The following is a 13,700-nucleotide window of genomic DNA, read 5'->3' on the forward strand; positions in this document are numbered from 1 at the left end:
GCAGGGAGCAGGGGGATAAGGGAGAAATGACAAATGACCAATGACCAATGACAATTAGATATTAATACTCTGCGGAATTTTAGAAGGGAGCAGATATTCATAGGCGGGACGGTTCAAGTTGCGCTGATTGATGGTATGTTCAACCTGCTGGAGATTTGTTTGGAATGTCTGCAACAAAGGTTGTACGCGGCGATCGCTAAAGTATCCCTCTGGATATTCCCCTAGTCTGTTGTAATATACAGCACCTAATAAACCGAGTAAGTTGTATTGCCGTTGTGCCTGGTCTAAGGGTGAGAGTAAATTTAAGTAGTCTTGCTCAGTCACGTCTCCTTTGAGAGTTGAAGCTGGCAAATAACCAGCCAATGGTAAGGCTGCGGCATAGCCCATCAAATCTTTCTGAGGAAAGTTCACTGCCGCATGTTGAGCGCTGGCGGTAAAAATAATTAGCGTAGCGGCATCTATTAGATATTCTCGCGTCTGGATACGTCCATCTTCGCCAAAATCGCTGATGCGACCACCATCGTAAGCTTGGACTTCAGTTGCCCACTTTTGCAGGGCTGCATCATTCTGAATGTCGTTATCTGTAGCGTAGTAAAGGTTTAGGTAGTCCGCAACCCATCCATGAATCGCATCCCAGACTAACAATGCATCATCCCGGTAAGGATACACAGGTAGCAATTTCGGATCGTCTACACCGCGCTGCTGAAATTGCTTGCGTAACATGGCGCTATTGAAGCCATAGCTTTGCAAGCCGCGCACTGCTAAAACCCGCGAGTTATCAATTGTTGATGAGAGCAATCTATCTACCCCACCGCCACGAGCGATTAAAATCCGTTGGGCGGCATCGTTAATTGCTAAAGTGCCCTCAAAATGGGCACGTAGCAGTATGCCCAGGGGATGATTGGCTGGTAGCTGGCGCTGGGTGGCCATGACAAAAGCACCAACGAACAGGTGAGTTCGGGCTAGGTGGGTGACAGGTTCGTGAAAGTTGGCATCTGCTATTTGCACAATAGTTTTGGCAAACAGCCAAGCATATTTACCCGATTTAGGGGTGATAATGGGGTAATCGGGGCCTGGAGTTTGGCCGCATTGTATGGCGACTGGGCGCAGTAAGCGAGAAGGATCTGAGCCTTTGGGTAAAGCAAACAGTGCTAGGGGTGCATAAACATATTTTTGTTTTTGGGGATATGTACCGTTGAGCGCCCCCTCGAAAATTCCATAATCTGTGAGGTAAAGTCTGCCTTCTTCCCCAGCGGCTTGTAATGAATCATCAGTTCCCATTACGGCTTGGTAATGTTCGTCTGTGACTGGAAAGCGATCGCTCAAGCTAGTGACTCGCTGAATCATCACGGGATTGTAGCCAGCTACTCGCATATAGGCAAACACTCTATCTTCTTGGAAAGTTTTGCCAATCTTCGGAACTTCAATTACGGGAAACAACCTTTCATAATCGTTCAGGCTAGCTACATGACCTGTGGGATGTCCTTCATACAGCAACTCAATGACGCGATTGAGCGCATCTCTAAGGATTACGAGTCCGTTTTCTTTGAGAATAGAGAACAACAGATCGTCAAGTTCGTGAAAATCTTTAGATATTCCTTTAACTAAAAACTGCGGGATAATTTGCAGAACTCGCGCAACAATACTGACATTGAACGGTATCGCTCCCTTGAGTATGGCTTCCAAGATAAACATTTTGACATCATCGCGAATCGACTTGGAACCGCGATTGCCTCGGTTGGTAATCAAAGTATTAACAAAAAGATTGCGTAACTGCTGGGCTAACAAAAAATACCAGTTCGTAGAGAACCGTTCCCTAGTAGGAAGCTCATCCACCATCGCGATCGGTGGAATATGGGTGTAGTTATATTGATATTCCTGCCTAGCAACCTCCAGGCTTGCAATAACGGGAATTATTGAATTGTTTTGTGGTGAAGCAGTCATGGATCTTCTTGTATGTACTGTTCAAAGAGAACTTCAAATATTCTTTGCGTTGATGAGGTGGATGGGATGGACTAACTCTGTCTTGTAGAGCTTATCGAATTATTCTGCCCAAGTGGCTATTATTGATAGGTTGTGTTGCAAAAATTTGTAGGGGATAAGACTCCTGTATAAATTTCCACTAATTATGTAGCTATTGTAAAAATATTGGCAACAAACTTAAAATTATGCTTTACCAGAGATTAACCCTTTATTAACCTTGCTTGTTTTACCCTAGCCAAAGAGCATCGCAGCTAGCCTGATGCAAAACATAGGTAGAAAAACAAGCAATCGCAGGGACGTTTTCATGTTAAATCCCGTACAAACTCTCGCTATCTTTCAAAAACAACCAGATCCTAAAGTATTTTCCGCAGGACAAGTGATATTTCAAGCCGGAGAACCAGGCGATTGTATGTATGGCGTTATCGAAGGCGAGGTTGATATATTAGTCGATGGCAAGGTGGTAGAAACGATCGCATCTGGAGAAGTGTTTGCGATTGGAGCCTTGGTAGGAGTAAAAAATAGAACTTATACAGCTATTGCCAAAACAGATTGTCAACTTGCTTTCCTTGACGAACAAAGGTTTCTGTTTGCAGTTCAAGAAACTCCGATGTTCGCCCTGCAAGTGATGAAAAATTACTCAGAACGTCTGACTCGTGTTGAGCAACAACTCTCCAGTCTGACAGTCTAATTGAGAGTTGGGATTATTTAAGATATTTTAGGCGATCGCCTCAATATGGTAGAAAGTGCGATCGCAAAATCAGTTCGTATAAAACAAAAGAAACCACTGTCTAACAATGGTTTCAAAATAATTTCAGAATGCCGTAACTATTTTATCGCTTACTCAAGTGGATCGCTGTAGGCACTAAAGCCATAAGCCAACGTCTCTTTCCAAGCATCCGCAGGCTTCAGGCTTCTATTAATCGCTTTCGCAAACGGTAGTGGAATCCCTTTGATCGTTTCTGGTAAGATTGCATATTCTGTTGTTGGTTCCACTATATATTGCGGACACTTGGTTTTTATACCAGCAGCATTCAACATTTCCTGAATTTCAACGGCTGAATATTGCTTGAGATAAATCGGGTTTTTACTAAAGATATTTATACTTCTAATAAAATTATGGATAATGTGAGAAGGACAAGCCTTGTTATGGAAAGAATGATTAAAAACAAAACTTCCACCAGGTTTTAATACTCGAAATATTTCAGACAATAAATTTCTTAACTGCAAATCTGGGATATGCATAAATACACAGTTAGAAATTACTAAATCTACAGAATTATCTTCTAAAGGTAAGATTTCGGCAGAATTGCAAATTATATTAAATTGTGCGCCTGGGAAAAAATCATATTCTTGTTTAACTCTAATTAAGCGCCGTAATAAAGATTCAGAGATATCAATAGCAAAGTATTTTTGACATCTGAGATTTTTTTCTATTGAAAGATGCAATGGCGCACGACCGTAACCACAACCAATCTCCAGAATAGAATCAACAGATTTATTCATGGGGAATTTATTCCAAGTGCCACCAGGTCTACCACCTAATAAGGTGTAATCTTGTTTAATGGGTGATGTTTCTGGAACTTGCTCAATTTTTTGGGAACCATAGTAAGTCTTACCAATAGCATCCCATTTTTGTTTATGTTCAGTACTATTTAACTGTTCGTAGTTCTTAGGAAAATAAATGCCATCCCGAAGCTGAAATTCGCTTAAGCTACTTCCGGATTTTGCTAATTGAGTCATAAGAGTATTTTTGATGTATAGCTAGCTATTTTTCTTGTTATACTCCTAACCCCTGATTAAGTGCAAGCGTCATTTTATTTACTTACATTAATCAAAAATACATAAACTAATTACAAAATTATTGCTACTTTTAATAATTACTCAAAAACGCGGTGGTCTGCTGCCAATAAATTTGTTAAAAAACAATATTTGCTAAATCATATAAAATCAAAAAATTATACTTTGTCAGTAGATTTACGCTGAAAGGCTTAAATCGGTTTACAAATACTTTAAATTTAAATATAGACTGGAATTCTTGGAGACTGTGCTGGAATGAATGAAGGGTCACAACAACGGGTAGTGGTGGTAGGAGCAGGTTGGGCTGGTTTAGGTGCAACTTACCACTTGGCAAAACAAGGATACGATGTAACGCTTCTCGAAGCAGGGCCTTATCCTGGGGGATTAGTTGCTGGGTGGAAAACATCCGCAGGACGTTCTGTAGAAGCTGGTATACATGGGTTTTGGTATCCGTATCGCAATATTTTTGCCTTAATTCATGAGTTAGGTATTAATCCTTTTACATCTTGGACTCGTTCTGCGCAATATTCCCCTGCGGGTTTGGAAGTGGAATCGCCAATTTTTCAAGAGTTACCGCGACTCCCCTCACCCCTAGGAACTTTTCTCTACACTCAGTTTCAGCGTTTGCCATTAATTGACCGTTTGAGTGCCTTACCTTTACTTTACTCTGTGGTTGATTTTGATAATTCACATGATGCTTGGCGGCGTTACGATTTTGTCACGGCGCGGGAATTATTTAAAGATTTTGGGGTTTCGGCGCGACTGTATAAAGAAGCGTTTGAACCAATGTTATTAGTAGGCTTGTTTGCGCCTGGGGAACAATGTTCAGCCGCCGCAACTTTAGGAATGCTGTACTTTTTCATTCTGGCTCACCAATCTGATTTTGATGTGGTTTGGTGTCGGGGAACTGTAGGAGAAAAGATATTTCGTCCTTGGGTAGAAAGAATTGAAAAAGCTGGTGCCAAAGTTTTATCAAAGCGGCGAGTTACTGACTTGATTGTTGATGATAATAATCGGGCAACAGGTGTAGTTTGTGATAATGAAGTATTCGATGCTGACGCTGTAATTTTTGCGGTTGGCGTCACGGGAATGAAGAAAATTGTTGCTAACAGCCCTAGCTTACAAAGTCGGGAAGAATTTCGGAATATAAATAATTTAGGAGCAATTGATGTTTTAGCAACTCGCTTATGGTTTGACCGCAAAATTAATATTCCCCGTCCTTCTAATGCGTGTTTTGGATTTGATGCTACTACAGGTTGGACATTTTTTGATTTAAATACACTGCATGATGAATATAACAATGAACCAGGAACGGTAATTGAAGCTGATTTCTATCATGCAAATCAGTTTCTCAATTTGAGTGATGAGGATATTGTGGCAATAGTCCAACGTTATTTAGCAACTTGTGTACCAGAGTTTAGAGATGCAAAAGTAATTGACAGCAGTGTAATTCGTTTACCAAATGCAGTTACACATTTTGCACCTGGAAGTTATCGTCATATGTTACCTGCCAAGACAAGTTTGGCAAATGTGTTTATGAGTGGGGATTGGATTATTAACCGTCACGGCTCATGGTCGCAGGAAAAGGCTTATGTTACGGGTTTAGAAGCTGCGAATTTGGTAGTGTCTTATTTAGGGAAGGGTCAGCGATCGCAGATTTTACCTGTAGAAGCAGATGAGGCACATATACAAGTAGCGCGATCGCTCAATCAAACAGTTCGTCAGTTAACTAAATCTATTTTGCCTGAATTTTGGTTGCCTTAACACCTACTGTTAAACGATACGCCACACACGATCTCAGGACACAACATTGTTGCGTCCTTACAAAATTTTCATCAAATCTCAGGGGAAATTGCGCCTATCTTGTTCGGTTATACGACTGTCATCAGCACGCAAATGGCTATAACCTCGTAAGTAAGTAGTGAAAACTTAGTTGCTGTAAGTCGCTTTCCAACCAAGGGGTGAAAACCTGTGTACGAATGGATCTTGCCAAGTCTGAGAGAAATTTTAGCTGAAAGTCAGCCAACCGCGGCTGAATCTTCACCAGCAAAAGCAGAGTGGCAGTGGCGCATCAGCCTAGCAGCAACAGAACAGTTGCTCATCAGTACTTTAGCAAATGCTGCATCTGATGCCAATCAGGGATTAGTTTTAGCCGCACCAGCACCCCTGTTTGGTCAACCAACACTCACTCAGAACTTACAAACAGTAACATTCACAGCCAAGCCATTTAATCCTTTGGCACTGATGCCGTTTGAAATGCCGATTCCTTTAGAAATGGCAGAGGAAATTGCGCCGCATGAATCAGTGCTACCCTTACTACCTGCCGATCCTTTGGGAACAGAACAATTCTGCTTAGTTTTTACAGATAAATTTAGCTTAGTACTGGTTTTGGCAGAACAAAACAGCGGCCAAAAAACATTTTTATTTTCCTTTGAACCAGAGATAGTTCAGCAAGCTTGGCGGGCTTTAGGCGCAAGAGTAATGCTGACTAACCCAGATTTTTTTGCTGATTTGGATGCATCAGTACAAAAATTTGCGCCAGTAGCGCCAGATTATCGCACAGTGATGCAGTTTAGTCAGTTGTTGCTGCAAGAATTTGCACCAGAACCAGATAAGGAGAATGTCCCCGCTTCACCTCCTGTTGCGGTTGCGACATCTGCTAGTTCCCGACCAGATGTGGAATTACTCCAGGCTTTTGCCCATGAAGTTCGCACTCCGTTGACTACGATTCGCACCATGACTCGCTTGCTACTGAAGCGGCGAGACTTACCTGCTAATGTCATTAGTCGTCTAGAAGTTATCGACCACGAGTGTACCGAGCAAATCGATCGCATGGAGTTGCTATTTAAAGCAGCAGAACTAGAAACATCTAATTCAGCGAAGCCTGCGCATACTCAACTAACGCCCATGTCTCTCGATCGAGTATTGCAGCAGAGTATTCCGCGTTGGCAACAAGCAGCAAATCGCCGCAACTTAACTTTGGATGTGGTTTTACCGCAACAACTACCAACAGTAGTGAGTAACCCGACAATGTTGGATCGGGTGCTGACTAATTTGATTGAGAATTTTACCCGCAGCTTACCTGCTGGTAGCCATATTCAAGTGCAGGTAATTCCGGCTGGCGATCAACTAAAGTTACAACTATCGCCGCAACCGCAATGCACAGATACTAGTAAAGCTACCCCAGCAACAACCCCACCCATTCGCAAAGCTTTGGGTCAATTGCTCATGTTCCAACCCGAAACAGGGACAATTAGCCTGAATATCTCAGCAACTAAGCATCTATTTCAAGCGATTGGTGGCAAGCTGATTGTACGTCAGCGTCCGCAACATGGGGAAGTAATGACTATTTTCTTACCATTGGAAGTTAGCACAAAGCAATGGTAATTGCCTGGAGCGCAGTCAGCTTTGGGCGATCGCATATTTTAAACCACAAAGGCAAAAGCACGAAGAACACGAAGAAAACGGGCTTTTTTAGATATCACTTGACAGGGCTTACGAATTAATAAGCTTTTCAAGCTGTAGTTTTTACAATAAGACAGTATTATAACCTTCTATTCATTAGTTCATTCGTTCGCGTTGTCAGGGCTGGTGTTGATTACCCCAATTTAACCAAGAGAGAGTTAAATTGGATTCATTGCACCTAGCAAGAACACTGACTCAATGACAGATAATTTCGACCAAGAACTACAAGTAGAGATTCTTTCTGCTGCCCTGACAATTGAACGCCAGGAAACAAGAGATATCTTAAAATTATTGGCTTTCAAGTTGCGACGCGCTCTGCCTCAAAATACACAAGTGCAACGTCAATGGTTTGGTTTAGGTGCGGTGACAGCAGTTACCCTCTGCTTTGACGATTATCACTACCAAATCAACCGCGATCGCTACGGCAGTATTACAGCTAAAGTTATGAAAATAGTAGGCGGTGTCAAAATTAAAACTACCGAAGTTTCGGTTACAGAATGGCGTCAAGCAGTAGCAGCAGCATTAGTTCAAGTATCATCTCGCAATACCGAGATGCGCGAAGCTTTGAGTAAGTTTATTTTGGGCTAAAAGCTGTATGGGATTATTCGCAAAACTCGTTAACAAGATTTGGAATGCTAGCAAGTCGGGAGTAAGTTCTATATCTCGACAGAATTCTCAAGTTACCACGGCTGCGTTTAATATTCCTACTCATCGCCTCAAACGACACAAAGATATTCAGAAAAAGTCTGGCAAATCTTTCTTCACTAGCGATTTAAGTACCAACGAATATTTACTCACCCGTGAAGCTGGTTGTGAACCTCTCGGTTTGGTGATGGGAACTAGCTTTTATAAAGTCGGATTTTATGGTTATTTTTGGGGCTATCGTAACCAAACAGGAGAGGTAGAAGCTTTAACTCAAGCTCAAATAGCTGTAAGAGAACTGGCTGTGAGTAGAATGCAGGCAGAAGCAGCAATGTTAGGCGCTCATGGCATTATTGGAGTACGTCTGCATCAGCGTCGTCAAGTCTGGGGCATAGGGATGGTGGAATTTACGGCTATTGGAACGGCAATTCGCATACCTAACCGTCCACCAACAAATAAACCTTTTACCAGTGACTTAAGCGGACAGGAATTTTGGCAACTGCGTCAAGCTGGTTATTGGCCGAAAGGTTTAGTATTCGGTGCTTGTTCTTATTATGTGCATAGCGATCGCACTACTCGCGCCTTAATGAATAACTCTGCTTGGAATCGTTTATTTGGTCAAGGCAGGCGTAACCAAGAATTAACCCAGTTTACTCAAGGTTTCCAAGATGCACGGGAATTAGCAGTAATGCGACTCTCCGCAGAAATCAGTCAATTAGAGGCTAAGGGTGCAGTCGGAATGCACATCGAAAAGAGCGAAGAAATTATTACCTATCAGCCTCAGTCACCTTTAGGCTGCTTTTTAGCTTTTTTTACTGTTGGTCTGTTTATTGCTTGTTTTGGCGCAATTATCGCCGGTCAAGGCACTGCTGCGGGTGTGAGTTTTGTGTTGTTATTCCTTAGTTTCACTATCAATATTATTTTCGCGGTTTTCAACAGCATCCTTGGGAATAACGGCCCCTTCCGCGACATCCTGACTAATTTTGTTGCCATTGGTACTGCCATTGTTGAAGATGAATTGCCACAAGAAAACCCAGTTAGTAAAACTCTAGTTTTCTACCCACTTTCTCAACAGTAAATTTAATTATGACAAACCAAGTTCCTCAACCTCATCATAATCCGGCGATCGCTGCCGACTTACCAGAACACGCCCGCGAACGCTTAACAATGATGCAAAAGGGCGGCAAGCAAAGTAATTTATTTACCAGCGACCTCTCAGTCAATGAGTTCCTATTAGTCAAAGAAGCTGGTTTTGAGCCAGTAGGGTTAGTAGTTGGCTGTTCGATGTATCACATCGGCTTTCAATGGGCTAACATTAACCAAAATATGGAAATGACTGTGCTTTCCCAAGCAATGTATCATGCTCGTGAATTAGCTATGAGTCGGATGCAGGAAGAAGCAGAAGCCTTAGACGCAGATGGTATTGTTGGAGTGCGTCTGAGTGCTAAACACATGACTTGGGAACCGAATATGGCGGAGTTTGTAGCCATTGGTACCGCAGTCAAGGCAACTAATACCGCAACTTCTTATCGTACTTTTGCAGGCAAACCTTTTACCAGCGACCTATCCGGTCAAGATTTTTGGACGCTTCTAAGAGCTGGCTATCGTCCTCTGGGTTTAGTCATGGGTAACTGCGTCTATCATGTTGCTTATCAAGGGTTGGGACAGTGGTTTAGAAATATTGGCAAAAATGTAGAGATGACCAATTTTACCCAAGCATTATATGATGCACGCGAATTAGCGATGGAAAGAATGCAAGTTGAAGCATCTCAACTGCAAGCTGAAGGAATTATTGGCGCGAATATTCACGAGCATCAATATTCTTGGAGTTCCCATGTAATTGAGTTTTTTGCTGTTGGTACAGCAGTTATACCTACCCGCAGCGACCATCATATTCCCACACCTCATTTAACTCTCTCGTTAAATGACCCACCTACACAGATTAATACTGTGTTAGCACCACCTAGCACTGACCATTAATTAGTTCATCACACCTTGTCCTGCTTTCAAAAAGCCAATCATCAATTCTCACTCCACTATAGAAATCAGTATGGCTCAAGATGATCAAACAACAGAAGTTCTCTAATATCTGCTCAGGGAGCAAAGATAAATAGGACTCTACGTTTTTTGCATAGATGCGAGAATTATCATTAATCGAGCAGATTTGATAGAAAATCAGGCTTTTAACTCAATTTATTGTGATTGTTAATATCATATTAAGATATTTTAGTCAATCGTATTTTGAAATTTTAGAAGATAAAATAATTATAAACAGTCATATAGTACTGATACCAATCTCAAATTTCTCTATGAAATTCATAGACAAGTTTTCACTTTGTTGGTGACAACAAGGTGAGTTATTTATTTTATTTTTCTAAAAATACAATGGTACAAAATCGAGAAATTTCAACCTACGATACCGTAATTATAGGTGGTGGGATCGCAGGAATGTATTGCAGTTTAAGACTAGCACAAAGAAATCAACAGGTTGCTTTATTTGAAAAATCCCATCGTTGGGGAGGATGTATTGAAACAGTAAGAATGGGAAAAGGTAAAGAATTTAAAGCTGAATTTGGGCCGATGAGGTTTGAGGAAAAAGGACAACGTTTTCTCAATAATTTGCTCGATGAATTGCAGCTAGAATATTCTCCTTTCCCACAATATCAATCTTCTAAACCCAAATGGCCTGATTATAATATCCAAGACCCTGAAGAACAAAGATGGCAGGAAGATCCTTTAAATCTGCTACGAATGGGAATTTTAAAAATTTTGGGATTGTACAGAAATGGGATGTCCAAGCAGGAAATGGACAATGAGATTGCCAAATTCGAGCAACAAGAACCTGCAATTGCGCCAGAGTATGACTACGACATTCTGCGTCAAACTGCTAGACAAGGTGGTAAACCTAATGGTCAACTCTTGTATACTCGCGGCTTTTGGAACGCTTTGAGCGATGCTTTGAGTCATCGGGCGATTTTGAAGATTAGAGATATGGGGAATTTTTATCACTTTGTTTCCGAAAACCCCAATGCGATTGAATGGATTATTTTCTGGCTGCGTGGTTTGCAACCCAACGATAGATTGGTAGGAATCAAAGGCGGTTCAGCACAAATTACGGAGAAACTGCTGAAAAAACTTGATGAATTTAGCAATCTTACCCGAAAAAACAACCATGCTTTGAAAGCAATAAGTTCTGAAGGTGAATTCGTCAGGCTTTATTTTCAAGGAGAAATCGAAGAAGTTCTAGCTAAAAACGTAATTTTAGCTTTACCGAAAACTGCATTGCTGCGTTTGTCACCATATTTCCCAGAAACTATCCGCAAAGCTTTAGATTCCGTAATTGCCATTCCCCTGCTCAAAGTCTTTTTTGTGACTGATAGCCCTTGGTGGGATGAAGATACGCAACCGCAAACTGGAGCTTATACGCTTCCCACAAGAGAAGTGCATTATTATCAGGAACATTCTCTTCAGCTTTCTCAAGACAGAAAACAGCAATATGAAGCCCAACTCAATGAAGGAATCATTTCCCAACAGATGCGGAGTGAATTTATTGATGCGGGAATAGAACTTCCTGATGATATGACCGTTGACAAGAAAAAGAACGGTAAGGGCTGGATAATTTACTATACGCCTTACCGCAAAAGCCACGAGTATTTTATCCGACAAGAAGACTTTTCCGTGTTCAACAAAAATGGCAAAGGTATGGTGATGGTTTATACCGATCGCCCAGCAGGAGAATATTGGAAAGATTATATCTTGAATCCCGAATATCATGAGCAAGCAGAAATCAGAGGAGATTTGAGATTAGTTGAGCAGTTTTTTAAATACCTTGCTGATGGCTTTGAGATAGAAAAGCAGGCTGATGATCTTTCTCAAAGCAGCATCTTCCCCAATTATCCGCAATGTTTTCTCGACCAATCAGCTCAAAAAATTGTTGAAGATCTAAAGGGAACCATTGAAGACTTTGGCATTCATGATTGGGGAAAGGCTCCTTTTGGCGCTGCGTGTCATGCGTGGCGACCTAATGTAAAGTCTGGAGAGGTGATGGTACGTTTGAGAGCCTTTAGCCTACTTAACGATCGCTACAAGCATAAAAATATTCATATCTGCGGAGAAGCTTACTCTGATAACCAAGGATTTATTGAAGGTGCTTTGCGTTCTGCTCAGAACGTGTTGAAATCGATGGAAGCTCAAGAGGAACGAGATAATACAGCTAGTGGTGAAGGGCAGATGAGAGAATTACTCTCAAATTTCAGTTCATATCATATCTAAAAGGTATGGGGCATGGGGCAAGAAGGGAATAAGCAATAGTTATTTCTCCCCTGCTCCTCTGCTCTCTCTGCTCTCTTCCCCAAAAAGCAACAGAATATTTTTGTTTGCAAGTCCCTTAAACTGGGCGATCGCGGACAATGGCTAAATTCACAATAAAAGCTGAACCTTCATTGAGCTTACTTCTCACAGAAATAAAACCACCGCAACGCCAAAGTAACTGCTGTACAACTGTTAACCCCAATCCCGGCCCGCTAGATTCATCTGTTGTGCCAGAACGCACACGATAAAAGCTGTCAAAGATTTTCGGAATTTCAGTTTCCGCTATACCAATACCTGTATCGCGGACTTCTAGTTGCACCCGATCGCCATGCAAGCGCGATCGCACCCACACTTGCCCGCCGCTAGGGGTAAATTTTATGCTGTTATGCAGCAAATTAATCAAAATTAGTCTTAAACCGCCATTTACACACCACACAGATGGTAGTTCTGAGGGGACTGTGTAGGCTAGCATAATGCCTTTTTCCTGGGCTACAGGCTGGTAGGTACTAACTATCCCTGGAACAATATCTGCCAAACATACCGCTTCTAAAGGCGATTCTTGTAAATTGCGCTCTAGATGCACCAAATCTAATAAACCACTAATTAAAGAATTCTGGCGATCGCACTGGGTATTTAACATTTGTAAATAACGTTGCCGTTGGGGAGGCTTCAACGTCGGAGAATTTAACAACGACAATGCTGTTTTCATATGGGTGAGAGGTGTACGCAACTCCTGACACGCATTGCTTAAGTAATCGTCTTTAATTTGTGCTTTTTTGTAGAGTTTTTGATTTTGCTGCTGCAACTTGGCGCTGCGTTTTGTCATCAATTGATGATTAATTTCATCTTGTCGCTTGGCTTGTTTGACTAACAGCTGATTCATCAGTGCTGATTCTGGTACGCTAGGGCAAAGATAATCTGCCTGGAGTATCGAGGCTGATTCTGGCGTTCTTGCTTGTTTAATACCATCTAGCACTCGCTGAATTACTCTGCCTTCCACTGTAGTTATCGCCAATAAAGGGATATTTTTTCTCGCATTTCCCTTCTTTAAAACGTTAGTTCTTCGTCTTTTTGGCGGTCGATGAGCCAAAATTAGACTACAAAATTGTGGTGACAAGGCTATAAAAAAGTATTCTCTTTGTAAATATCTATTTGGGATTAACTTAATAACTAAGTCATCAAACGCTTGGCTCAGATATGTACTCTCTGTTGCTTCTTGTTTGCGCCTCTCATCAATCTGACAGTTATAAATGACAGCAGAAACATCCATTGCGGATTGATAGCGAATTAATTCCGATCGCCAAATTTTTCCTGGCGGTAGCTTTACCCATAAGGTTGCTGCAATTTTCTGCTCAATTAGTAAGTCAATTTGTGATCTGAGTAGTGATAGCAGAGTACCAGGACTGAAGGGTAATCCTTGGGGAGGCGCTTGCATTGCCAAAGCTAACTGATAAATTGACAGATCCTGAGCCTGAGAATCATTCATGAGTTAAGCACAAGCA

Annotated in this window: 10 protein-coding genes; 7 read left to right on the plus strand and 3 right to left on the minus strand. The window is 41.6% G+C overall.

What is annotated here, in order from left to right:
• Positions 1-54: 54 nt before the first annotated feature.
• A complete protein-coding gene (locus tag AACU33_RS13005; protein ID WP_096588999.1) occupies positions 55-1,944 on the minus strand; it encodes a lipoxygenase family protein in 1,890 nt (629 codons plus the stop codon).
• A gap of 343 nt (positions 1,945-2,287) precedes the next feature.
• On the opposite strand from AACU33_RS13005, the gene AACU33_RS13010 reads away from it, so the two are divergent.
• Entirely contained in the window at positions 2,288-2,671 is a 384-nt protein-coding gene (locus AACU33_RS13010) for a Crp/Fnr family transcriptional regulator (RefSeq protein WP_096589001.1), read from the plus strand.
• A gap of 149 nt (positions 2,672-2,820) precedes the next feature.
• Here the strand turns inward: AACU33_RS13010 and AACU33_RS13015 are convergent, their stop codons facing one another.
• Positions 2,821-3,723: a class I SAM-dependent methyltransferase gene (locus tag AACU33_RS13015; protein WP_096589003.1), complete on the minus strand. Its 903-nt coding sequence runs from the start codon at positions 3,721-3,723 to the stop codon at positions 2,821-2,823.
• Positions 3,724-4,035: 312 nt separating this feature from the next.
• On the opposite strand from AACU33_RS13015, the gene AACU33_RS13020 reads away from it, so the two are divergent.
• The 6 genes from AACU33_RS13020 (at position 4,036) to AACU33_RS13045 (ending at position 12,159) form a co-directional block, all read left to right on the plus strand.
• Positions 4,036-5,544, plus strand: a complete 1,509-nt coding sequence (locus AACU33_RS13020) for a hydroxysqualene dehydroxylase (RefSeq protein ID WP_096589005.1) — start codon at positions 4,036-4,038, stop codon at positions 5,542-5,544.
• 207 nt (positions 5,545-5,751) lie between these two features.
• Positions 5,752-7,167 (plus strand): sensor histidine kinase, encoded by a 1,416-nt coding sequence (locus tag AACU33_RS13025; protein ID WP_096589006.1) that lies wholly within the window; start codon positions 5,752-5,754, stop codon positions 7,165-7,167.
• A 276-nt stretch (positions 7,168-7,443) separates the two neighbouring features.
• Complete coding sequence (locus tag AACU33_RS13030) at positions 7,444-7,833, plus strand: hypothetical protein (protein WP_096589008.1); 390 nt, start codon at positions 7,444-7,446, stop codon at positions 7,831-7,833.
• Positions 7,834-7,840: 7 nt separating this feature from the next.
• Positions 7,841-8,965 carry a heavy metal-binding domain-containing protein gene (locus AACU33_RS13035; RefSeq protein WP_096589010.1) on the plus strand — a complete coding sequence of 375 codons (1,125 nt, stop codon included), beginning with the start codon at positions 7,841-7,843 and terminating at the stop codon, positions 8,963-8,965.
• Positions 8,966-8,973: 8 nt separating this feature from the next.
• The gene (locus AACU33_RS13040; protein ID WP_339375977.1) at positions 8,974-9,867 is read left to right on the plus strand and encodes a heavy metal-binding domain-containing protein; all 894 of its coding nucleotides are present in this window, start codon (positions 8,974-8,976) and stop codon (positions 9,865-9,867) included.
• 405 nt (positions 9,868-10,272) lie between these two features.
• Positions 10,273-12,159: a flavin monoamine oxidase family protein gene (locus AACU33_RS13045; protein ID WP_096589012.1), complete on the plus strand. Its 1,887-nt coding sequence runs from the start codon at positions 10,273-10,275 to the stop codon at positions 12,157-12,159.
• A 115-nt stretch (positions 12,160-12,274) separates the two neighbouring features.
• Here AACU33_RS13045 and AACU33_RS13050 read toward each other — a convergent pair whose 3' ends face one another.
• Positions 12,275-13,684 (minus strand): DICT sensory domain-containing protein, encoded by a 1,410-nt coding sequence (locus AACU33_RS13050; protein ID WP_096589014.1) that lies wholly within the window; start codon positions 13,682-13,684, stop codon positions 12,275-12,277.
• Between the last annotated feature and the right edge of the window lie 16 nt (positions 13,685-13,700).

The organism is Calothrix sp. NIES-2098, from assembly GCF_963875125.1.
Lineage (GTDB): Bacteria > Cyanobacteriota > Cyanobacteriia > Cyanobacteriales > Nostocaceae > Aulosira.

What these genes read in the sequence shown, in the direction of transcription:
- AACU33_RS13005 (WP_096588999.1), bottom strand. Translation starts at nt 1,944, where the DNA reads ATGACTGCTTCACCACAAAACAATTCAATAATTCCCGTTATTGCAAGC.
- AACU33_RS13010 (WP_096589001.1), top strand. Translation starts at nt 2,288, where the DNA reads ATGTTAAATCCCGTACAAACTCTCGCTATCTTTCAAAAACAACCAGAT.
- AACU33_RS13015 (WP_096589003.1), bottom strand. Translation starts at nt 3,723, where the DNA reads ATGACTCAATTAGCAAAATCCGGAAGTAGCTTAAGCGAATTTCAGCTT.
- AACU33_RS13020 (WP_096589005.1), top strand. Translation starts at nt 4,036, where the DNA reads ATGAATGAAGGGTCACAACAACGGGTAGTGGTGGTAGGAGCAGGTTGG.
- AACU33_RS13030 (WP_096589008.1), top strand. Translation starts at nt 7,444, where the DNA reads ATGACAGATAATTTCGACCAAGAACTACAAGTAGAGATTCTTTCTGCT.
- AACU33_RS13035 (WP_096589010.1), top strand. Translation starts at nt 7,841, where the DNA reads ATGGGATTATTCGCAAAACTCGTTAACAAGATTTGGAATGCTAGCAAG.
- AACU33_RS13040 (WP_339375977.1), top strand. Translation starts at nt 8,974, where the DNA reads ATGACAAACCAAGTTCCTCAACCTCATCATAATCCGGCGATCGCTGCC.
- AACU33_RS13045 (WP_096589012.1), top strand. Translation starts at nt 10,273, where the DNA reads ATGGTACAAAATCGAGAAATTTCAACCTACGATACCGTAATTATAGGT.
- AACU33_RS13050 (WP_096589014.1), bottom strand. Translation starts at nt 13,684, where the DNA reads ATGAATGATTCTCAGGCTCAGGATCTGTCAATTTATCAGTTAGCTTTG.